The sequence below is a fragment of the uncultured Draconibacterium sp. genome, from assembly GCF_913060805.1.
Lineage (GTDB): Bacteria > Bacteroidota > Bacteroidia > Bacteroidales > Prolixibacteraceae > Draconibacterium.
Window position 1 is genome coordinate 89,499 of sequence record NZ_CAJXTC010000011.1, and the last position, 26,020, is coordinate 115,518.

The window sequence follows — 26,020 nt, forward strand, 5'->3', positions numbered from 1 at the left end:
AGGGAACAATAGAACAATTTCTATTTCTCAAAGTCTCAGTGCTTGTAGTCTCGGTTCACCCAGTCCTTCTGCAATCAAAAATCTTTAATCATTAAGAAAAAGCAATAAAAAAATCCACCGGCTTTCACCGGCGGATTCTTTGCTCACATTTTCCCTTGCTCTTATTTAGTTTTACGAATTGTTACCTTAATAATTTTATCTACGTCAGGATACATAAAACCGTCGTCAAGTAAACGAACTACGCCGCCTTCATCTTCATCCATCGATTTTGTTCCCGGGTATTCATTCACTTCTGTTCCTGCATCCCACAACATCACCTTATCGGTAATGTCCTGATCTGCGTTCCCGAAATTCAGTTTAATTCCACTGTCGCCAAAGGCAAAGAAAATGTCATTCGAATTACCCAACATACTGGCAATACTCAGGTATTGATTTGGTTTTGCATCGATGCTAAATGTCAGTTTATCTCCAGGGAAAAGTGGACCAGTTCCTGCTGCGCCGGAGTTGTACATTGTGCTCAAACTACCGGCTAACTCACTCGGATCTCCGGTTTCAGCCAGCAACTCCAATCCTTCTCCGCGGTCCGGTGTGTTATTCGTGAAAATTGGCATTTCATCTTTTTCATGTACTGCCCAAAATACCGGTGCCACAGGCGAAACATAACCGCTATGCATTTCCAGGTATTCTCCCAGCGGACCTGCATTTCCGGTTTCTGCCAAAGCTTCCAAACCCATTCCGTAATCCAGTTCTCCTTCCATAAATATCGGGTGCTGATCCATTGAATGAACCACCCAAGCAACCGGAGATAGTGGTGTTGCCGATCCCGGAAGGACATTAATCGTTAGTGTAAACATACTTTCACCTGTGTAATCAAGCAGTACCTGAATATTTTCTTCGGTGGTTGAGACCATGCCAATCGGATTACTTTCCTCTTCGTCGGTAGTCGATCCGTCAACCTCGGTTCCGGCATCCCATAAATAGACCATACTGGTAATATCGCCTTCCAGTGCCGATCCTCCGGGGAATAGTTCAATACCGTCATCGCCCGGTGAATAAAACCAGTCGTTTGATGCGCCGTACATCGATGCAAATGATAATTTGTGACTTGGTCCGGCATGAAAATGAACCGTAATTGTTTCGCCGGGATGTGCCGGAGGAGTGGCGTCGCCGCCGGTTACGCCAAATTCAGCGCCTGCTTCAAAGTAGTGGTAGGGTACTGATACGTTTTCAACCGTTATCGTGTACATTTTTGCCGGAACCACATCGGGCAAAGCTCCACTTTTTGTTTCCGGTTCCATCATTTCGTCTTTCTCGCAACTTGTAAAAAGGATTACTGCCAAAGCTGCTGCCATTGTAAATCGTAATGCTTTCATTTTTTTTAGATTTTAATGTTAACTCACATCAAAATTCCGAAGAAAGTATCACAGCAAGGTCACAAGGATTTCAAGCTTTTATAAACTTTTTTCAGGGGACTGAAAGATGTCGTTTTCGTTATTTGTAAATCCTGCAGTACGTCATGCTGAACTTGTTTCAGCATCTTAGTATTAGATTGAAAAGACCCTGCAAACTAGTTCAGGGTGACGTTCTTATTGATTTCAGTTGAATAAAATTAAGTCTTATGCCGAAAACGCTTTAGGCAGATCGAAGATAAATTTTGCACCTTTTCCATACTGGCTTTGCACGCGGATGTTTGAATGGTGCAGATCGATGATCTTTTTTACGATGGCCAATCCAAGGCCGGTGCTGTGCTCATGATTACCTCCTTTAAAGTAACGCTGAAATACGTTCGGCAGATCTTCCTGCTTAATTCCCGGCCCGGAATCTATGACGCGAACTTCCACTTTTTCAGGTTCTTTGGTGTCAATTTCTATTTTAACACTGTCGCCTTCGCGACAGAATTTCATGGCATTATCGATCAGGTTTTGCAAAACCCGGTTGATCAGCGAAATATCAGCCTCCACAACCGGAACATTTTTGGCAATAACTGTATCGATATTAATGCCTTTCTTTTGCGAAAGGATGCGATACTTATTTACGATGTCGTACACCAGTTCGGAAATAGAAAATGGCTCGGTGTGCAGTTCGATCTGATTGGTTTCCAGTTTCGATAATTCGAACAATTCTTCCACCAGCCGTTGCAAACGGCCACAACTTTTGAAAATAATCTGAAGGTATTTATTCCGTTCTTCATTCGAAATATTGTCCTGTTTTAGTATCAGTGTTTCGGCATATCCCTGTATAGAGGCCACCGGCGTGCGCAAATCGTGCGAAACATTGCTGATCAATTCCCGGCGAAGATTATCAACGCCTTCCAGTTCGCGGATGTTTTGCTCAATGGTGTCGGCCATCTGGTTAAAAACCAATGCAATCCGATCTAACTCCCCTTCACTTGAAACCGCAATTCTCGATGCTAGATTACCTTTTCTGAATTCCTGAATTCCCTCGATAATCGGGTTTAGTTTTTTGGTAATAAACCAAATGGCAAGCAAACCCACCAGCGCCGAAATGATGAGGATAATAATAACCGAGCGGATGGACAATCCCAGTATATAACTGCCGATTACGGTTTGCGCGGCAGAAACATATTTTTGGCTGGCCAGAACAATATAAATGTATCCTTTCAGTTCTCCGCCTTCGGTAATTGTGGCTGCCGAGAATGTTTTAAACTCGCCCGGATTACGAGGGTCGTCGCCGTAAATAATGCTGTGATCCGGGTCGGCAATAAATTCCCTAATCGGTTCCAGGTTAACACTTTCAAGTTTAACCACTTTTTCAGGCGCTACGTAATTCAGGATCTTTCCGTCGGGATCGAGCAAATACACTTCAACGATGGGATTGATTACCATCATCGAGTGCATCAGGTCGGCAATAGCTTCGTCGCTGGCAATTTCGTCCTTCATCAGCGGTTGAATAGTTTCAACGGTACTGGTAGCCAGTTCGCGGTTTAAGCGCTGGTTAACCTCCACCGAATATTTGGCCGACGATTGAACCGAAATATACAGCGCAATGGCCGTAAACATAAAAAGCACCAGCAAAAATATGGCTGACACCTGCAGGTATAATCGGTTAAATATTTTAGTCTTCATCTTTTTTTGCTTTTAGTTTTCTCTGAATTTGTATCCAACTCCCCAGGTGGTAAGAATGTATTGCGGCTCGTTCATGTTCGTCTCGATTTTCGAGCGCAAACGGTTAATATGTGAGTTTACGGTGTGCTCAAATCCTTCGAATTCGTAGCCCCAAATTTGGTTGAGCAGTTGCATTCGGCTGTAGGTTCTTCCGGGGTGCGACGCGAGGTAAATCAGCAGGTCAAATTCTTTTGGCGAAAGCTCAATCCGGTTCCCGTTTAATTCAACAATGCGCATTCCCACATTAATGTACAGATCATCGAAACGTATTTCTTTTTCTTCTGTTTCACTCCCTTTCTGTGCTGAATCATATCGTCGGAGAACGGCTTTAATTCGTGCCAGAAGTTCCCGAATTCCAAATGGTTTCGAAATGTAATCGTCTGCACCCATTTCAAGGCCGAGCACTTTATCAATCTCTTCCGATTTGGAAGTCAGCATTAATATCGGTGTATTAACCTTTTCCATTCGTAGACGCTTGCAAATTTCAAAGCCGTCCATTAACGGAAGTCGAAGATCAAGCAAAATAAAGCGGTAGGGGTTGTTCAGCGCTTTCATTAAACCGTCTTTTCCGTCGAAAGCTTTGTCAACTTCCAAATCCATATCGGCCAGGTGAATGGCTACCAATTCGGAAATATCCTTGTCGTCTTCAATGATCAATGCTTTTTCCATGCTGTTGTTTTCTTTGTTGAACAGGCGAAAGGTAGTTTGGGTTTATCACAGAAGTATCACAAAAGGATATAAATTCAGCAATAACAGAGAATTACAGTAAAGTTTGAGAGAGGTTATACTAGTTGTAAAGACGCGGAGTTTATATTTCGATAAAGAACCATAAAGGGAATTTGCAGGCTAAATATGATCGTTCCAATCGATTCACTTCACTAATCTTTCACCATTTTTAATGATAGTATTTAGTAACTTAGTATGGATTTTTAATTTGAATCGATGCAAAGAATAAATCGTAAACAATGGAAAATACTAACATTTGCGGGCTTTCTCTGTATACTAATTCCCTTTTCAATTTATAGTTTATGGATATATGTTTTTAAATCGGGAGTTCCTCCGGCAGATCGGATAATTGTTTTTAAAGATTATTTTCCACTGTTTCTTCAAGTGGAGTCCCGGATAACAATCCTAAGTATTATTTTATGTATTATCGCCATTATCATAAGTTGTATTAGTCTTGTATTCTTGAGAAGAATATGGAGGTTAGCGAATATTATGATATTGATGATTAGTTGCCTGTTGCTGATGTTGAATCTGTTTTCATTGCTGTAAGCCTGTTTTTCTCATCATTTATCCTTATCCTTTCTTTTCCTTTGCCCTTTCGGCTTTTCATTGTATTTTTGCCGCCCTAAAAATGTATAAATGAGCAGGGTAGTAGTAGGACTTTCCGGAGGTGTTGATTCGAGTGTGGCGGCCTGGCTGTTAAAGGAGCAGGGGCATGAGGTAATCGGGTTGTTTATGATTAACTACCGCGAACGCGAAGGTGTGCTTACCAGTTCGTGTACGTGGGAAGAAGATTCGCTGATTGCCAAAATGGTGGCCAAAAAACTTGATATCCCGTTTCATATTGTCGATTTAAGCAAGGACTATAAACAACGTGTGATTGATTATATGTTTGCCGAATACCAGGCCGGGCGTACGCCAAATCCGGATGTGCTGTGTAACCGCGAAATTAAATTCGACACTTTTATGGAAGAAGCCCTGAAGTTTGATGCTGATTTTGTGGCAACTGGTCATTACTGCCGTAAATCGGAAGTAGAAGTGGATGGGGAAACCATTCATCAGCTTTTAGCCGGAAAAGATCCGAACAAAGATCAGAGCTATTTTTTGTGTCAGCTGAACCAAAAACAGCTTTCTAAATCAATGTTCCCGGTTGGTGAGTTGTTGAAACCTGAGGTGCGCGAAATTGCACGTAAGCAGAATCTGCCAACCGCCGAGCGTAAAGATTCGCAGGGAATTTGTTTCGTTGGGAAAGTCGATCTGCCAACCTTTTTACAGCAGCAATTGGAGCCGAAAGTGGGTAATGTAATCGAGATTTCGGCCAAGTTCATGGAAAAGAAGAAGAATGTTGAGGTTTCGGAAGAAAACTATAAAAAGCTGTGTTTTCAGTTTCCGTACAAACCGTGGAACGGCGAAGTGATCGGCGAACATCAGGGCGCACATTTTTATACCGTTGGGCAACGTAAGGGACTGAATATTGGAGGCCGCAAAGAGCCGCTTTTTGTTCTTGGCACCGACGTAAAACGTAACATCATATACGTTGGCGAGGGATTTGAGCATCCCGGTCTGTTCCGCAAAGGATTGTTTGTTGCCGCAGAAAATATGCACTGGATACGCCCCGACTTAAAAATGGAAGTTGGCGAAAAACGCGACTTTGATATTCGTATTCGTTACCGTCAGCCATTGGAAAAAGGAACGATTCATATGAAAGAGGATGGTGCCTGGTTTCTGTTCGAAAACGAACAACGGGGAATCACATCGGGGCAGTTTGCTGCCTGGTATCTCAATGATGAATTGATCGGCTCGGGGGCGATTGTGTAAATTGAAGGATTGACGGACTGATATACTGAAGGGAATGAATGCTAAAATGCTTTAATGCATAAATGTTTTAATCCAATATCAAGCAACGAACATCCAGGATCGCGTATCCAGCATCAAATATCCAGAATCCAGCATCCAGTTTTCAACATCCGGAATTCGTTCTGCTGTTTTTACAGACTTTATGCTAATTTTGAATAAAATTATTTTCACATGATAAAATCAATGACCGGCTTTGGTAAAGCTGAATTCGAGGTAAACAACAAAAAGATTACCATTGAAATTAAATCGCTAAACAGCAAACAAATCGATATTAACACGCGAACTCCCGCCCTGTATCGCGAAAAAGATATTATAATTCGTAAGGCGATTGCCGAAAAACTGGTACGCGGAAAAGTTGATTTTAACATTTACGTGGAAAACCTGGGCGACGAAACCAATTCGAAAATTAACGAGCCCATCCTGAAAGGTTATTACCAGCATCTGAGTGAAATAAGCAAAGAACTTGGGGTGACCGTTGATCAAAGTACATTGCAGGCGGCCATGCGTTTGCCCGATGTGGTGAAAACCGAATACGAAACACTCGACGAATCAGAGTGGGATACCATTTATGCCAATATTCTTGCGGCACTTAGCGATATTAACGATTTCCGAGCAACAGAAGGAGAAGCACTGGAAGCGGATATTCTTGGTAATGTTGAGAACATCAGTAAGTTGTTGAAGCAGGTTGAGCCGTTCGAGAAGCAGCGTATTGAAGCGTTGAAAGTGCGTTTAACAGATAATTTGGAAGCGCTGAAAATGAATGGCAACGTGGATGAAAACCGCTTTGAGCAGGAACTGATTTTCTACCTGGAGAAACTGGATATCAACGAGGAGAAAGTTCGTCTGGCTAATCATTGCGAGTATTTCTTCGAAACCGCTAAACAAAACGGAGCATCAGGGAAAAAGCTTGGTTTTATTTCGCAGGAAATTGGTCGCGAGATCAACACCATCGGCTCGAAAGCCAACGAAACCAATATCCAGCGTATTGTTGTGCAAATGAAAGACCATTTGGAGCGCGTTAAAGAGCAACTCCTTAATGTATTATAGAATATTTTAAAACTCGTAGCTAGTAGCTCGGGGCTCGCAGCTTAAAATCATGAAAGGAAAATTAATCATATTTTCAGCTCCATCGGGGGCCGGAAAAACTACCATCGTAAAACATTTATTACAGCAAGGTTTCGACCTAGAATTTTCAATTTCGGCCACCAGCAGAGAACCGCGTCACACCGAAACGCACGGTAAAGATTATTACTTTTTATCGGGTGAAGAGTTTCTGGCAAAAGTGGAAAACGACGAGTTTCTGGAGTGGGAAGAAGTGTACAAAGGAACAAGTTACGGAACGCTGAAAAGTGAAGTGGAACGCATTCGCGAGCAAGGCAAAAACGTGGTCTTTGATGTTGATGTTGTTGGCGGCCTGAATATTAAAAAATACTACGGCGATGAGGCCTTGGCTGTTTTTGTGCAGCCACCTTCGGTGGAAGAGTTGCGTAACCGCCTGGTTGGACGATCGACCGACAGCGAAGAAAAGATTGCCATGCGCGTTGCCAAAGCAGAGCACGAATTAAGCTTTGCCCCGCATTTTGATGTGGTGATCATAAATGACAAGCTGGAAGAGGCTTTTGTGGAGGCTGAAAAGATTATCACCGAATTTCTGAAAAAGTAAATTGGTGATTGTCATTCCGAACGCAGAGAGGAATCTGTAACTTCGAAGCTTCGATCAAAAGATTTCTCGTTCGCTCCTCTCTCTCGAAATGACAATTAAATTCGTAATTTGGTAGTTCAAATTGATTTCGTATGAGTAACATCGTTACCGACATACTCGCACCCAAAACCAATCTGCAGCTAAAAGTTGGGCTTTACTTTGGTAGTTACAATCCCATTCATATCGGGCATTTGGCCATTGCCAATTATATGGTTGAATATACCGATATCGACCAGCTTTGGTTTGTGGTGTCGCCGCAAAATCCGCTAAAAAAGAAAAACAATTTATTGGACGATTACCAACGTTTGGAACTGGTACATCGGGCTGTTGATGGCGACGATCGCTTTCGGGCATCAAATATCGAATTCAGTTTGCCAAAACCCAGTTACACGGTTGATACGCTGGCTTATTTGAAAGATCAACATCCGAATTATCATTTTAAAATTCTGATGGGATCGGATAATCTGGAGAACTTTCATAAGTGGAAAAACTACGAAACGATTCTTGAGGATTACGGAATAATTGTTTATCCGCGCCCTGGTTTCGATCCCGAAAAAGTTCAGGTGGAGAAAAACATTACAATTGCCAAAGATGCTCCGCTGATGGAAATATCATCGTCGTTTATCCGCAAAGCGCTAAAAGAGGGAAAAGATGTGCGTCATTTTCTTCCGCAAAAAAGCTGGGAATATCTCGAGGAAATGAATTTCTACCGATAACTAAATCACCCCTTCGCGAACGCAACGCGCAATCAACTCAGTAGTGTTGTTGCAATCGGTTTTTTTTAGGATATTTTTTTTGTGGGTATTTATCGTGTGCGGCGAAATATTTAAAACTTCAGCTATTTCGGCAAATGTTTTTCCTTCGGCAATATTGGCTAGTATTTCTTTCTCTCGCGCAGTAAAAAGTGTATGATAGTTAAGTTCCTCCGGATGAAAATCATCGTCGGTAGATAGGGAGTAGTAGGATGGAAGACCATCGCCAATAAACGAAATTTTATGATCCACAGCCATATTCAGGTAAGTCACATCGGTATGAATTCCCAAAACTTGTTGCACTTTACCATCTTCCGAAACAGTAAGTGTTTTCGATTGCTGCAGAATGGTTTTATAATTTCCGTTGGCGTGTCGCAGCCGCAACAAATACACCACTTTATATTTTAAAATATCTTCTGTTGCCAGGTGATTTAGAATGAAATCAACCGCTTTAGCTTCTTTTCTATGCATTTGTTTCAGGTCTTCAGGATGCACTAACTCAAACAGTGTGTCAAGACTCCATTCTTTGGTGCTTAACCCTAAAACGTCTTCAATGCGCGGATCGACATACTCCATTTCGAGCGTATCGAAGTTCATGATGTAGTAATAGAAACTTCCGGCCGAAAACAAATTGGCCACTTGTTCAACGATGTTCAGGTATAACTCCGATTTTACCGGGCGCCCAACTTTGTTAGGTTCCCAGGCTTTTTTTATTTTGTTTATACTCTTTTCGTCCATACCAGAAACAAGTTCTCAAAAATTTCCAAACTACAATGTACGGAAAAATACCCAATATTAGGTATTTACTTTTTGGCTTTCCTGCTATAACTTGCAGGAGCTTTAAAAAAAAGCAAAAAACAAGAACTTAAGACGTTCTCCGGTCACACGAAATTTATAAAAGCAGGATTCCAGGCTCCTGCTTTTTTTATGGCGCTCCTCCAGCAATTTCATAAAACTATTGACGAAAGAACACCCGTAAATACCTTTCAAATAATTCCGTTTCTAATACATTTGGCTATTAACTCGTTGAAGTTATGGCATTTTGATTTGCGCAAAATATTTTTTTTATGTGTGGCGATAGTATGGGGAGAAAGAAACAGTTTTTCCGCAATTTCGTTTGTGCTTTCACCAAACTCAACGCATTTTATAATTTCAAGTTCCCGCTCCGAAAAGTGATTCGCGAAATTTTTGTCGCATAACAATTGCCTTTTGTCGGTGTTTAATGAAAACCACGATCGATCATTCCTGTTGATAAGTGATATTTTATGATCGACTGTTGCATTCAGATAACTGACATTGGTATGTACAAAAAGCGTTTCAAGAATCTTCCCATTTTCATCGACGCGTGTAGGCCGGGCTTGATGTAAAATGGTGATGTAATTACCGCGGGCATGTTTTAATCGGATTAGAAAGGCCACTTTATAGGACGAAATTGCTGATGCTGAAACTTCTTTTTGTAAAAAGGAAAGCGACATTTGTTCTTTGTTTTCCAGTCGTTCCAGGTCTTCGGGGTGTAGAATGTTTAAAAATTGGGTAGGAGTAAAATCCTTCTGTTCGTATCCCAAAACACGTTGAATCGAATTGCTAATAAAATGAAAGTTGGGTTGATTGTAAATTTGGGTGAAATAATAAAAAGTTCCGGCAGCAAACGGATGTGCAATGGAGTCGATTATTTTGTTAACTCTCGACTTCTTACTGATGTACTGAAAAACATTTTCATGTTCAAAATGCTTCCTGTTCTGTATTACCGGCTTAGTCATTTTCCATAAATTAGATTATTCCGGCACGAATACATTTGGCAATTAGCTCTGTTATTGTTGCGGAATGTGATTTGTTTAAAATGTTTCGTTTGTGCGTGTTAATGGTATGAGGTGAAACGCCAAGGGATTCAGCCAGTTGTTTGTAGTTTTTCCCTTCGGCCAGTTCTTTCAGAATCTGTTTTTCTTTTGGCGTGAACAGGAGACCAAAACTATCTTGTAATAATTCCATCGAAATATCGGGAATTACAGAATAGTAAGATGGCCGGGTATTACTAATGAATGATATTTTATGATCGAAAGGAATAGGCAAATGACTAATGTCGGTATGAACACCAATCACCTGTTGCACCTTCCCGTCGATGGAAACATTAACCGTTTGCGCCTGATGTAAAATTGTTTTATACAATCCGCTGGTGTGTTTTAAACGCATTAAATAAACAACTTTATAAAGGGGTAATTCCTCAACCGATATCTTATTGAATAGAAAATCTACTGCTTCCTGTTCTTTTGTGTGCATAACTGCCAGATCCTCGGGGTGCATACTACTGAAAAGTGTATCAAGCGAAAATTCGTTAGCCTCAATTCCCAGAACGTTTTTTATCGATGGGTCAACATATTCCATCTCCAGCGTTTCAAAATTCAATAGATAATAATAGAAAGTTCCTGCAGCAAATGTCGATGAAATTTGCTCAACAATTTCAAGTGCCATTTTCTTCTTCGAAGGCTGTTGAATTGTATTTCCTTCCTCCCAAACACTTAAAATATTAGCTACATGTTCGTTTTGCATAAGGTAGGTGTAGTTTGATGAAACTGTAATTTAAACAACAGTAATTTAGAATGGTTCAAAATACACCAAATTGAGTATTTCGCTGATAACTTGTGCTTTGTAACTTGAAAGGGATAAAAGATAAGGTTTAATCTGAATTTACTAATGTTATGAAAAAACATCTACTCTTCACTTTTTTTCTGATGGTGTCGGTATGGGCATTTGGACAGAAACTCCCTTTCCAGGGAAAAATAATAGAATCGGGGTTTCCGGTAAACGACACCCGCACTTTTGTTTTTGAAATTGCGTCGGTTGGCTGGAGCGAATCACATGCCGACGTGACAATTACTGATGGTTTGTACTTTGTAGTATTGGGTAGTATAAATCCGCTGCCCGACAGTTTGTTTTACGGTGTAACCGAACAAAGTATGGCCATTTCAGTCGGCGGAGTTGCTTTATCGCCGGTTACATTGTTTAAACCACTCTCGGCGCCTTTTGAAGGAGGAGAGCTGGTGGTGCATAACGATGAAGGAACGGTAGTTGGTGAAATGAAAGCACTCTCTTTAGGTGACAACAAAAATGGCGAAGTTAATGTATACGGAACTAATGGATCCAAGAATATTACTTTGGGGGCCATTTCGCATTGGCAAACACCCGGTAATGATTTTGGATGGATGTACCTATCTAATGACGAAGGAGAGGGGAAGGTTACTCTTGGAGTTACTCCATATCATGGAGTGCATGGAAGTGGGGAGTTCACATTAAGAGGCGAAACTGATGGGGTTCTTGCTGCCGGTTACAACAGTTATAATAATGTTTCCAATTACCCGTTTCTGAATTTTCAAACTAAAATGGGGATTGAAAACATTCACGCATCAATAAAGGTCTCAGTTCAGGATACAGTAGAATATGGTGAATTGAGTTTGACTTCAAGCAATAATGAAGAAATGTATTTAAGTCCAAACAAACTTACTACAAAAAAGAACGGAACCGAGTTAGTTTCATTGAGTACGCAAGACTGGGGAGGTCAGGGAGAATCCGGTTTCATCGGCGTGAATGGCCCCAGCGGAATGCCAAACATCGAAATGACATCGAAAAGTTGGGAAAATGCTGAATTGCCCTGGTTAAAAATGGTTGGAACGAGCTGGAATGATATTGTTCAGATTTCAGCTTCAAACGACTCTACTGAATCCGGCTACATGAACCTTTTTTCTGTAGATAACAAGGAAGCAAGTTTTTATGCAAGTGGAATCCGCTTCAATACAACCGGAGATAACGGAAGTGAACTGGTGTCTGTTAATATTGAAAACCGTGACGATAGCGGTTATGCGGGATATTTTAACCTAAACGGGCCTAATTCCGGGAATATTGGAATGGGAAGCCGGCATTGGGAAGGGAAAGCCGATTTACCCTTAATAAATCTTTATGGTGAGAATTACTTCCATGGTATGGAAATATCAATTGTTCCTGATGGAAACGGAGATCAATACGGTTTCATAAATCTTTTGTCTGAAAATGGTAAATCACTTCATCTATATCCGGAAGGATTAGGTATTGAAGGTGTTGGGATGAATACCCAGAATAATGGAGCTGATAATTTTGGCTATTTATTCACTCGTGGGCCAAATACAACCAATTTTGAAACCGGAGGCGATTGGAACAACCCGGATCGGGCCTATTTGAATTTAAACGGGGCCACTGATGAGAACCGATTTCATGTGGGTGTTTATGAAGATGGCCAACAAAATGAATTTGGGTCAGTTGATATCTCTGGCAGTAATCAGCAATTAACTTCAATTCAACCCAATATAATTAGTTTGAATCGCACTGGTGATAATTGGCGTGAGTTTGCAAATATGAATATGTGGGCAAATCCCGATACGGGAACCGGAATGCACGGAACAATCACATTAAATGGCCCGGAATCTTTAAATTTTCGTATTCGAAGCAGAGATTGGGAAAACGCCAATCTTCCGCAACTGGCTCTTTATGGTGAAAATGATTTCGAAGCCATGGAACTTTCTGTACTTCCGGATGGAAATGGAGATCAGTATGGTTTCATAAACCTTATATCTGAAAATGGCAAATCACTTCATTTAAGCCCTGAAGGTTTTGGAATAGATAAAGTTAGCTTGAACACCGTTAACGAAAATGGTGGCTCAAGTGGTCAAATATTTTTACACGGCACTAATTCTCCAAATATTCAAATAGGAGGTCAACCGTGGCATAATAATGATCTGGGATTTTTTACTGTCTTTACGGATAAACCGGATGGAAATGGATGGTATTACGGGGCGGCAAATATTTCAGCAAGTACTGACGGAACTGATTCCTGGGGATCAATGAGTTTGAATAATAATGATATGCAAAGAATTACTCTTGATGGGCAATCCGGAAGTATTCATGGAATTGCTCAGGATGGGAGACGTGCTATTTTGGCTCCTGATGAAATTTTAGTGACAAGAGCTGACTGGTCGGCAGTTGCTTCATTAAGAAACGCAGGAGATTATGGTGAAATGCAACTAAATGGTCCTAATTCAAATAATGTTATAATTGGTGGTCAGGGTAATCCCGACCGACCATATTTTTATATGCGTGGTGAAAATGATTTTCATGCTGTTGAAGTCAGTGTTATTGATGACGGTGCAGGGAACCAGCTTGGTTCACTTAACTTGATGTCGGGAGATGGAACACGTGCCAGTTATGATCCTACGGGCCTTTGGATGGATAAGGCAAGAATAGATAATGGTGCTTATGGATACATGGAACTTTCGGGGCCTAATACATCGAACCTACAACTTGGAGCAAGAGGAGATAACGCGGATTTGCCAAGAATAGATATGACAGGAACAGATCCGAATTACTCGATTGTTTCAATTTCTGCCAACCCCGGAGATGAGTCTGGTTACGTTTATGTGGCGGGAAATAACGAAAGCTATTGGACGAACTATGCAGCGGATGGAATTCATAGTTCAGAACCTTTGCAAATCCATAATAGTGCTGTCATATATGGAGTTCTCACGATAAACGGCGACACACTTTATGCCGGTGTTTCCGACCGAAGATATAAAAAGAACATCCAGTCACTCGGAAATGATATTTTGGGAAAAGTGGAACAGGTACGAGGCGTTTCTTACGATTGGCGCAAAGATGAATTCCCTGAAAAGCATTTTACCACTGCGAAACAAATTGGTGTAATTGCACAAGAATTGGAAGCACAGTTTCCGGAGTTGGTAAAAACAAATGCCGAAGGATATAAATCGGTTAATTACGACGGTTTGTCTGCAGTTCTTATTGAGGCGGTAAAAGAATTAAATGCGAAAGTAGAAAGGCTGGAGTCAGAAAACTCTCAACTAAAAGCAGAGCTTTCAGCATCGGCGGCCAATGCCACGGAGATTGAAACCTTGAAAGCACAAATGAAAACCGTGCTTAAAGCTGTTCAGGAGGCTTCGGTTTTGCCTGTCGACGAAGAATTAACTTCAACATCCGGTTTAAAATAAGCACTCATGGTTTTACAAGAACTACATAAAATCATGAAGCCATTTCTTCGGCGACACTTAAAGTTGTTGCTGATTGTAATGGCGGTTTGTGCTTTGCCAATTCTTTCGGCGGCGCAAACAGAGCAGAACCAGGATGCCACTTCCAACGGAGCAGGTGTGGTAAGTGGCGGAAACTACACCGGCTATTTTTCGGCCGGGCAAATTGCAACATACATGTACGCCAACGGAACGCAAATTGCCACACAAGGAATTATTCTGAACGAAATTAGTGGCAACGTAGAATTTACTTTTGAGTTGAACGGAAATTTGAATGAGAATCCTGATGCGGTGGCGGGGCAGTTGGTGATGAAATCGGCCGCTGCCGAGCTGGCCGGAACACCGCTGGCCGGAGCCACAGTATATCTGATTCTTGCCAGCGATAGCTCTGTTTTTGCATCTACACAAACCGATGAAAACGGATTTTACCAGTTTACAAGTGTGCCATACAAAGATTTCTTTTTTACGGTAAATACACCTGTTGTTCCTGCAAATCCGGTAGTTTTGGAGCTGGAGCAAAGTACAGTATTTGTAAAAGAAGTGGAGATTTTTGGCGAAGTCGGAACTGACGGAATTGAAGCGAATGTTGCACTTACTCCTCAACTTACAACCGGAGGCGATGAACAGGAATATGCCACCTGGTATCTTGATTCGGATGGTGATGGATATGGCGATCCGAATTTCACGGTGAAGTTGAATTTGAATGCAGAACAAACCGGATATGTACAAAACAACCTCGATTGTGATGATAAGGATGACGGTATAAATCCGGATGCTATTGATGCTCCCGGTACAGGAATTGACGCCAATTGCGACGGCCTGTTTACCTGGTATCGCGATACTGATCTCGATGGTTTTGGAAGCGAGATGCTTGACAGCTCTCTTTACGATTATCCAATGGCAGGTCAATCTGAAAATAATCTCGATTGTGATGATAATGAACCGTTTATTAATCCGGATGCAATTGATGAACCGGGTAGCGGAATCGATGCCAATTGCGACGGTATAATTTTAGAGTGCACGGGCATTTCTGAAGTGCTATTTGAAGCGCCTTACGATCCTGTTCAGGTTGGATACGAAACAAGTATTCTGGCCAGTTATTCGGGAGATACTCCTTATTCGGCCTCATGGAATTGGGGAGATGGAAGCTCAAGCGATGGAACTATAAGTGAAGATTCGGTATCCGGCTCGCACGTATACGATTCTGCAGGAGTTTATATACTACACTTAACGTTGACTGACAGTTGTGAAAGGGTAACAACACACGAATATAAGTATGTCGTGATTTACGATCCGGCAGGAGGTTTTGTCACAGGTAACGGAATTATTTATTCTCCTGCCGGAGCGTCTCCAATTTTTCCTGATGCCGAGGGTTATGCCAGTTTCGGATTTGTTTCGAAATACGATAAGAAGAAGGGAATACCAAAAGGAAATACTGAATTTCAGTTTGATGCCGGCAATCTTGACTTTGTGAGTACTGATTACGATTGGCTGGTGGTTTCCGGCTCGAAAGCAAAATTCAAGGGACGTGGTAGTATAAACGGAGATCCCGGCTATCAGTTTATGGTTTCGGCTATTGATGGTGACCTGAAACAAAAAGGAGATCCCGATATTTTCCGCATTAAAATTTGGGTTGAAGAAACTCAGGAAGTGATTTACGACAACGAAATGGGAGTGTCGGTTGATCAGGATCCGACCAGCCAGGTAAGCGAAGGATCGATTGTGGTTCACGATCCAAAAGTTGGTAAAAAGTCGGCAGTTACCGGCACCGAAAACCTGATGGATGGAGTGGGTGAATTATCGGTAACAGCTTTTCCAAATCCGACCAAAGGAAAAGTAATGCTCGATATTTCAGCCGACAGCGATGAATTAATTAAAGTGCTGGTGGTGAACATTACCGGTCAGGAGATTCTCCGAAAAGAAGTTCTCAATACACGATTAGTTGAGATCGATCTGTCCGGGAACACGGCTGGCGTTTACTACATCCGAACCGAAATAAGAGATGAGGTTTTTACGAATAAACTTATTCTCCAACACCGTTAGAGAGTAGATTTGAAAGGCAGGTAACTTCGGTTCCTGCCTTTTTTTATTCGTTAAGTAGTCTGTTTACCGTGTCCTCGTCATATCCTCATCCACACAGATCGTAAAATCGGCTTGCCCCGTATTTTTTTCAGTTAGTTCCGAAATGTTATCCTGCGTAACCGAATGAATCGTCACTATTTTCAGACTTGGATTTTCGTGTTTCAGATACCAGTATATACTTTCGAAGTTCTGCGAGTGATAAGCTCCGTGGTAATGCAAAAGCACTTTCCCCGGTTCCCAGTTTTTCAGGATAAAGTGTGCCATGGTAGCATCTTTTATCGCCTGTGCTTTCGGGAAATTCTCGGTAACATGACTTCCCATTCCTTCCATATTCATCATGCTGGCGTAACAATTCAATGTCGGATCGTATGCAGGTGGTAGTGGAGGCAAAAAAGTTTTCGCTTCGTCTGAAAGTTCTTCCAGTCCTTCAAATCCTTTTGAATTTACCAGTGATGCATAACGGCGCGGAACATTAGTGGCCACAAAATACAGTCCGCTGTCTTTGGCAAACTCTACCAATGGTTTGTAATCGGTTTTATAATTGGGCCACAAACGTATTTCGTCTTCAAAATTCCGGTTCGATATTTTTCCCGACAAGTATTCATCCATAATTACCTGGTTGTCGCTTTCAAACATTTCGGCGCCCAAAACCAGGTTTTTACCGTTTTGCTGATACAGTTCTTTTGTGAGTTCCAGTTGTAACCAGTGCGAAATGGGGTTGTCGTGCAATTCTCCAAACAAAACAATATCGGCGTCTTCAATAGCCTTCAGCATTTTTTCGTACTTCACCGTTTTACCATCTTTATTATAAAGAAGATAGGCGGGTTTGTCGGATTTGAACGAGGAGAATAAAAGCAGTGAGATAACACTTAGAATCAGAAAGTTCTTCATTATATTTAATTTTAAACATTGATAACAACAAAAAAAACTTCATAGAGTTTATGAAGTAAAGCAATTGCCTGAAATGTACAAAATCCTGCTTTCAATAATGCTTGTTTTTCTTGCTGAACTGACTTTTGCGCAGCGATGGACGGAAACGATGCACGTTGAAGTTGATGGGCTGGAACGGAACTTCGAACTGTTTGTTCCCGAAAATTATTCGGAGGAAAAAGATTACCCTGTTGTATTTATTTTGCATGGAGGCGGTGGAAGAGCCGGCCGCATGCCCCGGTTCACAAAGTATAGATTTAATGAACTGGCCGAGCGTGATGGTTTTATAGCTGTTTTTCCGAACGGTTATAAAAAGGGATGGAACGATGGCGACCGCGATACGCTGGCTGTTGCACGGCGGTTGAATATCGATGACGTGGGCTTTTTTGACGTAATGATCGACGACCTCGAGAAAAGACTTTCGATTGATAGAGATCGAATTTTTGCCTGTGGAATTTCGAACGGTGGATTTATGGTGCAGCGACTGGCGCTCGAACGTTCCGGAGTTTTTAAAGCCATTGGTATTGTTGCAGCAAATATGAGCGAAGATCAGCAAAAAATGATTCCCGAAAATCCTGTTTCGGTGCTGTTTATTTGCGGCACTGCCGATCCGCTGGTTCCGTATAATGGTGGGCTGGTAACTGTTTTTAAGCAAAAAAGGGGAGAGGTGGTGAGCGTTGATAAAAGCGTAAATTTTTGGAAACAACATAATGGCTGTTCCGAATTGGTGGAAGAATATGAATTTCCTGATATAAACAATGCCGATGGTTGCACTGCACATAAATCGCTTTGGCAAAATCCTTATGATTCCAATATTTGCGTGGTAAATCTCCGGGTTGAGAATGGTGGACATACCTGGCCGGGAACCCGGCAATATTTGCCTAAAAAGTTGATTGGTAATGTGAATCAGGATATTAATGGCTGCGATGTGATTTGGGAGTTTTTTCAATCAGTAAAGACAAATTAAATGTTGGAAACCGGATTTGTTTATAGCACAATCATCGACCCGCTGCTGGGAAATCTGCGGAGACGCCTTGCTCTGGAAATAAAAAAAGGTGATACCGTAATTGACATCGCCTGTGGAACCGGCGCACAGCTGTTAGAGCTTGCCGATAAAGCCGAATCAGTAATTGGTGTTGATCTTTCAGCGTCAATGATTCGTTACGCCGCCAACAAAGCCAAAAAGGAAAATATTACCAACGCCTCTTTTGTTGTTTGCGATGCCACCGACTTAAGCCCTTTTTATCAGCAGAAATTTGATGTGGCCATACTTTCCATGGTTTTGCACCAATTCGATCCGCAGCTGCATGCAGTTATTCTTGCCGAGACGAAAAAGGTAGCGGAGAAAATTGTAGTGTTGGATTACGCCGTTCCTTTGCCAAAAAATTATGTGGGTGTTGGCAGTAAAGTCGCCGAGTTTCTGGCGGGTATTGAGCACAATCGTAATTTTAAAAGCTATTCAAAAGCAGGAGGTTTGGATGTTGTTTTACCGTCAAACGGATTTGCTATTAAACGATCGAAACTAATCGGCAAAGGAGCTTTTCAGTTAGTTGTTGCACAAAATCATTCCGTGTAATTTCTTTTACAATTATTACTTGGCGGATATAGTCTAATTCGTCATGCTGTCCGTCAGTTGACGGATTAGCATCAACAAAAATCATAGTAGAGAAAAGAGACCCTGAAACAAGTTCAGGATGACGCTAAGTTTAGTCGAGGAATTGAAAATCAGTATTGTTATCGTATCTCCTGAATTAACAATTTTAACATTGATAAAATTTGTTTAACAATAATTTACCTTAGTTAAATCGTCTTAACAGAATTATGATCTATTTTTGAATTGTGGTTAAGTAATTAAAGCTGTAAGAATACAGAAAACAGTATTCAGAAAACGTCAGAAACTTTGGGTTGTCTTTAAACAAAAGGCAGCCCTTTTTTTATTGATTCATTTGTTCTTTAAGCCACTTTGGGCGGTTGGTTGTAATTCCGGTTACACCAATATCGGTAAGGCGTTGCGCTTCTTCCGGATCGTCGATGGTCCACGAAAGAACTTCCAGGTTAAGATCTTTGGCTTGTGTGACAATTTCCTCGTCGATAATCGAATTTTTTAAGTTAACGCCGGAGAGTCCTTCCACAGAAGCCTCTTCCATTTTTTTATTTAAGCCCGGTTTTACAGAGCTTAGCCAGTAGCATTTGTTATCGGGAAATTCTTTATGTGTTGCAAGAATGGTTTTCCAGCCGAAACTGATAAAAACTAGCTGTTCTTTCTTTCCACTGTTGTCAACGATTCGGCTAAGTGCCGGAATAATTTCATCGCCGCCGGCTTTAATCTCAACAACCAGTGTTTTTCCTTCAGGAACGGTTTCAATAATCTCCGACAGGAACGGTAATTTCTCGCCTTTAAATTCTTCCCCTTTCCACGAACCGGCATCCAGATCGCGCAATAAAATCGATGGTGTTTTGGCAATGGTCAGGTTTGTTTTTCCGGCGCAGGTACGTTTCGTGTCTTTATCGTGAATCACAATTACGCGGTTGTCTTTCGAAAGGTGCACATCCACTTCAACAGCATCTGCACCCAGTTCCCAGGCCAGCTTTGCCGAAGCCACTGTATTTTCAGGTGCGAGATACGAAGCTCCGCGGTGAGCAATAAATGTATTCTGAGCCATTGTGGTAATTCCTGTTAAAAGGAAAATCAGTGCAAGTGTTGTTTTCATCTTATTATAATCGTTTGTTTTCTATGGAATAAGATGGAACTCGCATTGGTTTAATCATAACATTGTAGGTAAATAGCTTACATGCTCGTTTCATTCTTCCAGTTTTCATCAACCGAATATAAAGATATTTTTAGCGAATGTAAGCTTAAAAGTGTAGTTTTGAAAAGGCTTTTTAAGCTATTTTAACAGGGCTTGCAGTACACGCAATGAGCAAAACGAAAATTCAAAATCAAAAATCGTCAGGGCTTTTCAGGCATCCCGGGAAATGGGCTACGGTTGTATTGTTAAAAGCAATTGCCATGCTCCCGTTTGGGTGTTTGTATTTTCTCTCGGATGTGTGGTACATCGTAATAAAAGGCCTCGTTAAATACCGCAACGAAGTGATCGCCGATAATTTGATACACGCATTTCCGGAGAAAAGTGCCAGGGAGATTCTTCTGCTTCGGAACAAGTTTTACCGTTATTTCTGCGACGTGACATTGGAGAGTATAAAACTCTATCACTTAAATGCAAAGCAGTTGCACAAACGAATAAAATTTACCGGTACAGAAAAGCTGGATGCCTTGGCAGAAAAACATAATGGTGCTATCCTGCTGGCATTTCATTACAATAACTGGGAATGGTCGAGTGCCTTACAGCAACAATTAAATTGTAAATTGTTGATGGTGTACAACAAAATGCGCGACAACGAACCCATGGACGAATTTCTGCAAAATGCGCGTGAAAAATGGGGTGGAGAACCTGTGCAGATGGGACGTGCGGCAAAAGTAACCTTTCGGTATTTTGCGCAGCAAGAGCCGGTTGTAGTGGGATTGATTGCCGACCAAAGTGCATTGGCCAGTTCGCAGATGTGGGCGATGTTTATGAATCGTGAGGCCGCCTTTTTCCCCGGGCCGGTAAAAATTGCCCGAAAAACCAATCAGCCCGTATTTTTTCAATATGCCAAACGTTTGGGGCGTGGAAAATACGAATACCGTTATACCTTATTGGCCGATGAACCTGCCAAAATGGATGACCGTGAAATTTTGTTGCGCTACATCGAAAAAATGGAGGAAGTGATAAAAACAAATCCGGAGTATTATCTTTGGAGCCACAAACGATGGAAGCACAAACGACCGGAAGGGACAGCTTTAATTCAATAGATTTTTCAGCATGGTTGACGAGAGTTTACGCAAAAAAGATAAACGCTATCACGAAAGTTTTTCGAAACGCCTGTTAAACGGGGCGGTAGTGTTGTTATTAAAATTTATTTCGGTGCTGCCGTTCTGGGTAATTTATGGCATTGCCGATTTTTTCTACCTGGTGGTTCGTTATGGTATCGGCTACCGGAAAAAGGTGATTATGGATAACCTGCGTCACTCGTTTCCGGAAAAAAGCGAGGAGGAGATTCGTACGATCATGAATCGTTATTACCGTCATTTCTGTGACTTTTCGTTGGAAACCATTAAGCTGCACAGCATGAGCGAAAAGCAGATGGAAAAACGGCTGAAGATTACCGGACTCGACGCGATGAAACCCTATGCCGACGAAGGCCGAAGTATAATGATGCTTGGTTTTCATTACAACAACTGGGAGTGGTGCAGCTCAATACAAAGTAAAGCCTACCATAAACTTTTAATGATTGTAAACCCGATTCGCGGCAACCTGGCGTTTGAAAAATATATTGAATATTCGCGCAGTAAATGGGGTGGCAAATCGGTGCCGGTACACAAATCGGCACGAACAGCAATTGAGTATGTGCGAAGTGGCGAGCCTGCTGTTTTATGGTTGGCAGCCGATCAAACACCGCCGGCCAATTCGCCATTCTGGACCATCTTTTTAAACCGGGAAGCGCCGTTTTTTACCGGCCCCGAAAAGATTGCCATAAAAACCAATCAGCCCATATTTTTTCTTCATGTGAAAAAGATAAAGCGTGGGCATTACGAAGCGGAATTTACGCAGTTGTTTGATGATCCTTCGAAAATTGAATCGAAAGATATTTTGCTCACTTACATTCGTAAAATGGAAGAAGTGATTCGCGAAACGCCCGAGTATTATTTGTGGTCGCACCGCCGTTGGAAACATACGCGGCCTGATGGAATTGAACTGACTGTGTAAGCAATTCGACCTATGAAACTACTACAACTACTGAGCATCATCGTTTTTGCTTTTTGTGTAGCCTGTAATTCTGAAGTTAAAAATTACGAAGAAGGAATGCAGGATAAACCAGCCAGCGAGTTGGTTTTCGATAAAACAAAGTGGCAAACAAAGGAGGGGCGTAAATATCCGTATCGCGATAAAATAGTGAACGATTTGGTTTACAACGATACGATCCGAACGCTTCAAAAACCACAAATTCTTGATTTATTGGGCGAACCCGATCGCAGCAACGAAAACTACATTTATTACCTCATTAAACAGGAACGGCTGATCTTCTGGCCACTGCACAGCAAATTTATGGTGGTGAAATTTACCGATGATTCATCTGTTGAATGGATTCGTATTCATCAGTAAGGGCTATCGGGATTTTCGAATCCTCCGATCCGTCGGCTGACGGGCCACCTCCTTTTAAAAAAGGAGGACATGCCTTGAAGCGCCGTCCCCCTTGGCGAAGGGGGAACACAGCTACCCCTCGTTTGTAACGAGGGGTAGGGTCTTTCGGCATTTTAAATGCCATTAAAAGGTCGTTAAAAACGACAAGATTGGAAACCCCTTCCCGATTACTTCGGGACAGGCAGTTACAAACGAGGGGCAGGAGGAATCCAACCCCGACGGGGTTGTAATTCTACAGGTATATTCTCATACTATAATCAAACTCCCATGGAGTTTTTATCAGCCAAATAAAAAATCCGGAACGGATTTGAGTTTAGTAAAAGCGAGTTGGGGTTTGTTGCCATTAACCCGGTACGGGTTAGATATCACAGCTACTCATCATTTTTAGATAGAGGCAATGTCTCCCGGCATTTTAAATGCCATTTATAAGGTCGTTAAAAACGACAAGATTGGAAACCCCTTCCCGATTACTTCGGGACAGGCAGTTACAAATGAGGGGCAGGAGAGCCAGAAGAAGCCGGAGAATTATCGATTTTCATAAATACCAAAGCTAAATTTAAACAGCTGTTCGCTGAATATCAGGTAATATTGAACATGGAAATTTGGTTTGTTGCAGCCAGAGTTCGACGATAAGATAACAAAACATAATAAATCAGTAAAACCAACTTATCTTTATGAAACGAGCATGTAAAATATTTACACCTAAAAGGATAATTAAAATTCATGCGAGTTCCATACGATGCCTTATAAATAAACAATCTTAATCGTATGAAAAAACTTTCATTTTTATCATTCATTCTGCTGCTATTAGCGGCATGTAGTTCGGACCCAAACCAGGATTTGGTACTCAACGATCTTGAGTATTTCGAAACGCAAGGCGTAAATGTATTGGTGTACAGTAACCTTTTTACCGGCGGCTTTAACGACGAAAAGAACGCGGGAATAGAATTGATCCATCATGGAGTAAGAACTGCGCAGGGTGGTGCCGTGCGACTTTCGCACACCCCGGAACAGTGGGATCTTGTACCGGAAATACCAACCCGAACGGTTGACAGTGTGAGCAATAGCATTGAGGCGACTTTACGGTATAACGATTACGATTTCGAGTCGCGCGTGGTTGTTACAGCCAAGGGCAAAGGAGTTGAGATATCCGTTTTCCTCGACGAACCTCTGCCGGAATCAGTTGAAGGGAACGCCGGGTTTAACCTTGAGTTTTTACCTTCGAAATATTGGGGGAAAACCTATTTAATGGATGGACGCATCAACCGGTTTTCGCGCTATGTGGCAAGTAATACAGTTACAAGGCCCAACAGCGAAAAACCCAAACAATACAAAGGATATGTAACTTCCGACGATAGAGGGACCGGCAAATTTATCGATCCGCTGCCGCTCGAAACCGGACGAACAATGCTGCTTGCTCCCGATGAGCCCGAGCGTATGGTGAAAATCACTTCTGCCGATGCCGACCTCATGCTTTTTGATGGCCGCGTGCTGGCACAAAACGGCTGGTATGTAGTTCGCAGTTTGCTTCCGGCCGGAAAAACCGGTAAAGTTTTAACCTGGACAGTTGAACCCAATGCTGTTAAAGGCTGGGTACGAGAACCAAATATTGGTTTCTCGCAGGTAGGCTACCTGCCTTCGCAACAAAAAGTTTCGGTTATTGAACTCGACAAAAAGGATAACCCACTTGCAAAAGCATCAATTTACAAAGTAGGCGACGATGGCACTGCTACTGAAGTGTTCAGCGGTAAAATCGAATCGTGGGGCGACTATTTTAAATACAACTATGTGAAATTCGATTTTTCGTCGGTTGAAACACCCGGTATTTACTACATTCAGTATGGCGATTTTAAAACCAATAACTTTATAATAGCAGATAACGTTTACGATTGGATTACCGATGCCACCAGCGATGTGTGGATACCCATTCATATGAATCACATGTATGTGAACGAGGCGTACAGGGTATGGCACGGCGAGCCTTTTAAAGAAGGTTACCTGCAGGCTCCGCCAAATACCGATCATTTCGATTTGCATGGGCAGGGGCCAACAACCGATACCAAATACAAAGCATTGGAAACCATTCCGGGATTAAACGTTGGAGGTTTTTTTGATGCCGGTGATTTTGATATTGAAACCGGATCGAACATTTCCGTGGTGCAGAACTTTGTGCAAACCTGGGAGTATTTTAAACCTTTGCGCGATCAGACTTTTATTGACGAGGAGCAGCGCTATGTCGATCTTCATCGTCCGGACGGAACACCCGATATTTTGCAGTTTATCGAGCACGGAACCATGAACCTTGTGGCCCAGGCTGAAATTATCGGCCATATGGCACAAACGCTTTCCAACTCTGTTCTCGATAACTATCATCATCTTGGCGATGCCGCTTCAATAACCGACGGCCTTCCGTATAATCCGAAGCTTGGGCCATACGAAGTAGCCCGCGATGGAAAATCAAGCGGAGTAAAAGACGATATGTGGGCATTTACAAGTCACAATCCCGGCCTCGATCTAAGAGCTGCTGCTATGTTCGCCGCAACAAGCCGTGCATTAAAGGGGTATAACGACGATCTTTCTGAAAGGGCCTTGATCCAGTCGAAACGACTATTGAAAGAGTCGATCGAATTACTTGCCAATGTGCCGGAAGACCGCCGTGGCTGGAACTGGGGGGCAGATATGGGCACCAATCTTCAACTGTATATTTCAACCGGCGAGCAGCAATATATCGATAAGTTTCAGGAATTGCTGTGGCCCGCACTCGACCGTAACGTAAGTTACAGCATTAAAACAGCATTACATGCCATACCGCACATGGATGAATCGTACAAAGAAAAGCTGCGGCCGTATGTGGTAAAATACAACGAATATATTGAGGAGCTTGAAAAGAATAATCCGTACGGAGTGCCGATTGGCCTTGGCGGCTGGGCCGGCAATGGCGGTGTTGTTAACTTTGGAACCACTGTTTGTTTTGCCAGCAAATATTATCCTGATATTATTGATGCCAGCCATGCATTTAAGGCCACCAACTGGTTGTTTGGCTGTCATCCGTATCACAATTATTCGTTTGTGGCAACGGTAGGTGCCGCTCGTCCTAAAGCGATGTTTTATGGGAACAACAGGGCCGATTTCTCGTTTATCCCGGGGAATGTTGCGCCCGGTGTATTGTTCAGGCAACCCGACCATTTTGAAAACTACGACGACTGGCCATTTTTGTGGGGCCAAAACGAAGGTACCATTGGAGGAAATACCAGTTACCTCATTTTTGGATCAGCTTTTAAAAACCTGGTAAAATAAAAAACTTACTGGTTAACCTGGCTACCCCTCGTTTGTAACGAGGGGCAAGGTCTCCCGGCATTTTAAATGCCATTTAGAAGGTCGTTAAAAACGACAAGATTGGAAACCCCTTCCCGATTACTTCGGGACAGGCAGTTACAAACGAGGGGCAGTAGGATTAATATTGAAAAGCATTTTAAGATAGCGTTGCATTGTTTTGACTTGACAAAAGAAAAAAGTTTATAAATCAAATTAAGAAAAAACA

At 42.0% G+C, this 26,020-nt stretch carries 20 protein-coding genes; 12 read left to right on the forward strand and 8 right to left on the reverse strand.

Annotation, left to right across the window (positions count from 1 at the left end):
• Window positions 1-161 precede the first annotated feature (161 nt).
• The 3 genes from QZ576_RS08825 to QZ576_RS08835 all read right to left on the reverse strand — a co-directional run bounded on the left by QZ576_RS08825 (window position 162) and on the right by QZ576_RS08835 (window position 3,794).
• The gene (locus QZ576_RS08825) at window positions 162-1,373 is read right to left on the reverse strand and encodes a spondin domain-containing protein (RefSeq protein WP_297096189.1); all 1,212 of its coding nucleotides are present in this window, start codon (window positions 1,371-1,373) and stop codon (window positions 162-164) included.
• 243 nt (window positions 1,374-1,616) lie between these two features.
• The gene (locus QZ576_RS08830; RefSeq protein WP_297096191.1) at window positions 1,617-3,086 is read right to left on the reverse strand and encodes a HAMP domain-containing sensor histidine kinase; all 1,470 of its coding nucleotides are present in this window, start codon (window positions 3,084-3,086) and stop codon (window positions 1,617-1,619) included.
• Between the two features lie 12 nt (window positions 3,087-3,098).
• Window positions 3,099-3,794, reverse strand: coding sequence for a response regulator transcription factor (locus QZ576_RS08835; RefSeq protein ID WP_297096194.1), 696 nt, complete (start codon window positions 3,792-3,794; stop codon window positions 3,099-3,101).
• Between the two features lie 696 nt (window positions 3,795-4,490).
• Here QZ576_RS08835 and mnmA point away from each other — a divergent pair.
• The 4 genes from mnmA (at window position 4,491) to nadD (ending at window position 8,126) form a co-directional block, all read left to right on the forward strand.
• Window positions 4,491-5,669 carry a tRNA 2-thiouridine(34) synthase MnmA gene (gene mnmA, locus QZ576_RS08840; RefSeq protein ID WP_297096196.1) on the forward strand — a complete coding sequence of 393 codons (1,179 nt, stop codon included), beginning with the start codon at window positions 4,491-4,493 and terminating at the stop codon, window positions 5,667-5,669.
• Between the two features lie 210 nt (window positions 5,670-5,879).
• A complete protein-coding gene (locus tag QZ576_RS08845; RefSeq protein WP_297096198.1) occupies window positions 5,880-6,755 on the forward strand; it encodes a YicC/YloC family endoribonuclease in 876 nt (291 codons plus the stop codon).
• 49 nt (window positions 6,756-6,804) lie between these two features.
• Window positions 6,805-7,371, forward strand: coding sequence for a guanylate kinase (gene gmk / locus QZ576_RS08850; RefSeq protein WP_297096200.1), 567 nt, complete (start codon window positions 6,805-6,807; stop codon window positions 7,369-7,371).
• 131 nt (window positions 7,372-7,502) lie between these two features.
• Window positions 7,503-8,126 carry a nicotinate (nicotinamide) nucleotide adenylyltransferase gene (nadD, locus tag QZ576_RS08855; RefSeq protein ID WP_297096202.1) on the forward strand — a complete coding sequence of 208 codons (624 nt, stop codon included), beginning with the start codon at window positions 7,503-7,505 and terminating at the stop codon, window positions 8,124-8,126.
• On the opposite strand, the gene QZ576_RS08860 is transcribed toward nadD, so the two are convergent.
• From QZ576_RS08860 to QZ576_RS08870, 3 genes are all read right to left on the reverse strand, one after another.
• A complete protein-coding gene (locus QZ576_RS08860) occupies window positions 8,127-8,900 on the reverse strand; it encodes a LuxR C-terminal-related transcriptional regulator (RefSeq protein WP_297096204.1) in 774 nt (257 codons plus the stop codon).
• Window positions 8,901-9,148: 248 nt separating this feature from the next.
• On the reverse strand, window positions 9,149-9,922 hold the full coding sequence (locus tag QZ576_RS08865) for a LuxR C-terminal-related transcriptional regulator (RefSeq protein WP_297096206.1): 774 nt from the start codon (window positions 9,920-9,922) through the stop codon (window positions 9,149-9,151).
• A 10-nt stretch (window positions 9,923-9,932) separates the two neighbouring features.
• Window positions 9,933-10,709: a LuxR C-terminal-related transcriptional regulator gene (locus QZ576_RS08870; RefSeq protein WP_297096209.1), complete on the reverse strand. Its 777-nt coding sequence runs from the start codon at window positions 10,707-10,709 to the stop codon at window positions 9,933-9,935.
• A 149-nt stretch (window positions 10,710-10,858) separates the two neighbouring features.
• Here QZ576_RS08870 and QZ576_RS08875 point away from each other — a divergent pair, with 149 nt between their 5' ends.
• Both QZ576_RS08875 and QZ576_RS08880 read left to right on the forward strand, forming a co-directional pair.
• A complete protein-coding gene (locus QZ576_RS08875) occupies window positions 10,859-14,188 on the forward strand; it encodes a tail fiber domain-containing protein (RefSeq protein WP_297096210.1) in 3,330 nt (1,109 codons plus the stop codon).
• Between the two features lie 33 nt (window positions 14,189-14,221).
• Window positions 14,222-16,267: a T9SS type A sorting domain-containing protein gene (locus QZ576_RS08880; RefSeq protein WP_297096212.1), complete on the forward strand. Its 2,046-nt coding sequence runs from the start codon at window positions 14,222-14,224 to the stop codon at window positions 16,265-16,267.
• Window positions 16,268-16,330: 63 nt separating this feature from the next.
• On the opposite strand, the gene QZ576_RS08885 is transcribed toward QZ576_RS08880, so the two are convergent.
• Window positions 16,331-17,197 carry a ChaN family lipoprotein gene (locus QZ576_RS08885; protein ID WP_297096214.1) on the reverse strand — a complete coding sequence of 289 codons (867 nt, stop codon included), beginning with the start codon at window positions 17,195-17,197 and terminating at the stop codon, window positions 16,331-16,333.
• Window positions 17,198-17,294: 97 nt separating this feature from the next.
• On the opposite strand from QZ576_RS08885, the gene QZ576_RS08890 reads away from it, so the two are divergent.
• Entirely contained in the window at window positions 17,295-18,203 is a 909-nt protein-coding gene (locus tag QZ576_RS08890; RefSeq protein ID WP_297096216.1) for a prolyl oligopeptidase family serine peptidase, read from the forward strand.
• On the forward strand, window positions 18,204-18,812 hold the full coding sequence (locus QZ576_RS08895) for a class I SAM-dependent methyltransferase (RefSeq protein WP_297096218.1): 609 nt from the start codon (window positions 18,204-18,206) through the stop codon (window positions 18,810-18,812).
• Window positions 18,813-19,170: 358 nt separating this feature from the next.
• On the opposite strand, the gene QZ576_RS08900 is transcribed toward QZ576_RS08895, so the two are convergent.
• Complete coding sequence (locus QZ576_RS08900; protein ID WP_297096220.1) at window positions 19,171-19,947, reverse strand: glycerophosphodiester phosphodiesterase family protein; 777 nt, start codon at window positions 19,945-19,947, stop codon at window positions 19,171-19,173.
• A gap of 206 nt (window positions 19,948-20,153) precedes the next feature.
• Between QZ576_RS08900 and QZ576_RS08905 the strand changes: the two genes are divergently transcribed.
• The 4 genes from QZ576_RS08905 (at window position 20,154) to QZ576_RS08920 (ending at window position 25,776) form a co-directional block, all read left to right on the forward strand.
• Window positions 20,154-21,089: a lysophospholipid acyltransferase family protein gene (locus QZ576_RS08905; protein ID WP_297096222.1), complete on the forward strand. Its 936-nt coding sequence runs from the start codon at window positions 20,154-20,156 to the stop codon at window positions 21,087-21,089.
• A gap of 10 nt (window positions 21,090-21,099) precedes the next feature.
• Entirely contained in the window at window positions 21,100-22,044 is a 945-nt protein-coding gene (locus QZ576_RS08910) for a lysophospholipid acyltransferase family protein (protein WP_297096224.1), read from the forward strand.
• A gap of 12 nt (window positions 22,045-22,056) precedes the next feature.
• Complete coding sequence (locus QZ576_RS08915) at window positions 22,057-22,440, forward strand: hypothetical protein (protein ID WP_297096226.1); 384 nt, start codon at window positions 22,057-22,059, stop codon at window positions 22,438-22,440.
• A gap of 807 nt (window positions 22,441-23,247) precedes the next feature.
• Complete coding sequence (locus tag QZ576_RS08920; RefSeq protein ID WP_297096228.1) at window positions 23,248-25,776, forward strand: cellulase N-terminal Ig-like domain-containing protein; 2,529 nt, start codon at window positions 23,248-23,250, stop codon at window positions 25,774-25,776.
• Window positions 25,777-26,020 lie beyond the last annotated feature (244 nt).

Excerpts from the sequence above, each read along its gene's own strand:
- QZ576_RS08825 (WP_297096189.1), bottom strand. The coding sequence starts at position 1,373 with ATGAAAGCATTACGATTTACAATGGCAGCAGCTTTGGCAGTAATCCTT.
- QZ576_RS08880 (WP_297096212.1), top strand. The coding sequence starts at position 14,222 with ATGAAGCCATTTCTTCGGCGACACTTAAAGTTGTTGCTGATTGTAATG.
- gmk (WP_297096200.1), top strand. The coding sequence starts at position 6,805 with ATGAAAGGAAAATTAATCATATTTTCAGCTCCATCGGGGGCCGGAAAA.
- QZ576_RS08830 (WP_297096191.1), bottom strand. The coding sequence starts at position 3,086 with ATGAAGACTAAAATATTTAACCGATTATACCTGCAGGTGTCAGCCATA.
- QZ576_RS08915 (WP_297096226.1), top strand. The coding sequence starts at position 22,057 with ATGAAACTACTACAACTACTGAGCATCATCGTTTTTGCTTTTTGTGTA.
- QZ576_RS08885 (WP_297096214.1), bottom strand. The coding sequence starts at position 17,197 with ATGAAGAACTTTCTGATTCTAAGTGTTATCTCACTGCTTTTATTCTCC.
- QZ576_RS08895 (WP_297096218.1), top strand. The coding sequence starts at position 18,204 with ATGTTGGAAACCGGATTTGTTTATAGCACAATCATCGACCCGCTGCTG.
- QZ576_RS08845 (WP_297096198.1), top strand. The coding sequence starts at position 5,880 with ATGATAAAATCAATGACCGGCTTTGGTAAAGCTGAATTCGAGGTAAAC.
- QZ576_RS08905 (WP_297096222.1), top strand. The coding sequence starts at position 20,154 with ATGAGCAAAACGAAAATTCAAAATCAAAAATCGTCAGGGCTTTTCAGG.
- mnmA (WP_297096196.1), top strand. The coding sequence starts at position 4,491 with ATGAGCAGGGTAGTAGTAGGACTTTCCGGAGGTGTTGATTCGAGTGTG.
- QZ576_RS08920 (WP_297096228.1), top strand. The coding sequence starts at position 23,248 with ATGAAAAAACTTTCATTTTTATCATTCATTCTGCTGCTATTAGCGGCA.
- QZ576_RS08900 (WP_297096220.1), bottom strand. The coding sequence starts at position 19,947 with ATGAAAACAACACTTGCACTGATTTTCCTTTTAACAGGAATTACCACA.
- QZ576_RS08835 (WP_297096194.1), bottom strand. The coding sequence starts at position 3,794 with ATGGAAAAAGCATTGATCATTGAAGACGACAAGGATATTTCCGAATTG.
- QZ576_RS08890 (WP_297096216.1), top strand. The coding sequence starts at position 17,295 with ATGCTTGTTTTTCTTGCTGAACTGACTTTTGCGCAGCGATGGACGGAA.
- QZ576_RS08875 (WP_297096210.1), top strand. The coding sequence starts at position 10,859 with ATGAAAAAACATCTACTCTTCACTTTTTTTCTGATGGTGTCGGTATGG.
- QZ576_RS08910 (WP_297096224.1), top strand. The coding sequence starts at position 21,100 with ATGGTTGACGAGAGTTTACGCAAAAAAGATAAACGCTATCACGAAAGT.
- QZ576_RS08865 (WP_297096206.1), bottom strand. The coding sequence starts at position 9,922 with ATGACTAAGCCGGTAATACAGAACAGGAAGCATTTTGAACATGAAAAT.
- QZ576_RS08860 (WP_297096204.1), bottom strand. The coding sequence starts at position 8,900 with ATGGACGAAAAGAGTATAAACAAAATAAAAAAAGCCTGGGAACCTAAC.
- nadD (WP_297096202.1), top strand. The coding sequence starts at position 7,503 with ATGAGTAACATCGTTACCGACATACTCGCACCCAAAACCAATCTGCAG.
- QZ576_RS08870 (WP_297096209.1), bottom strand. The coding sequence starts at position 10,709 with ATGCAAAACGAACATGTAGCTAATATTTTAAGTGTTTGGGAGGAAGGA.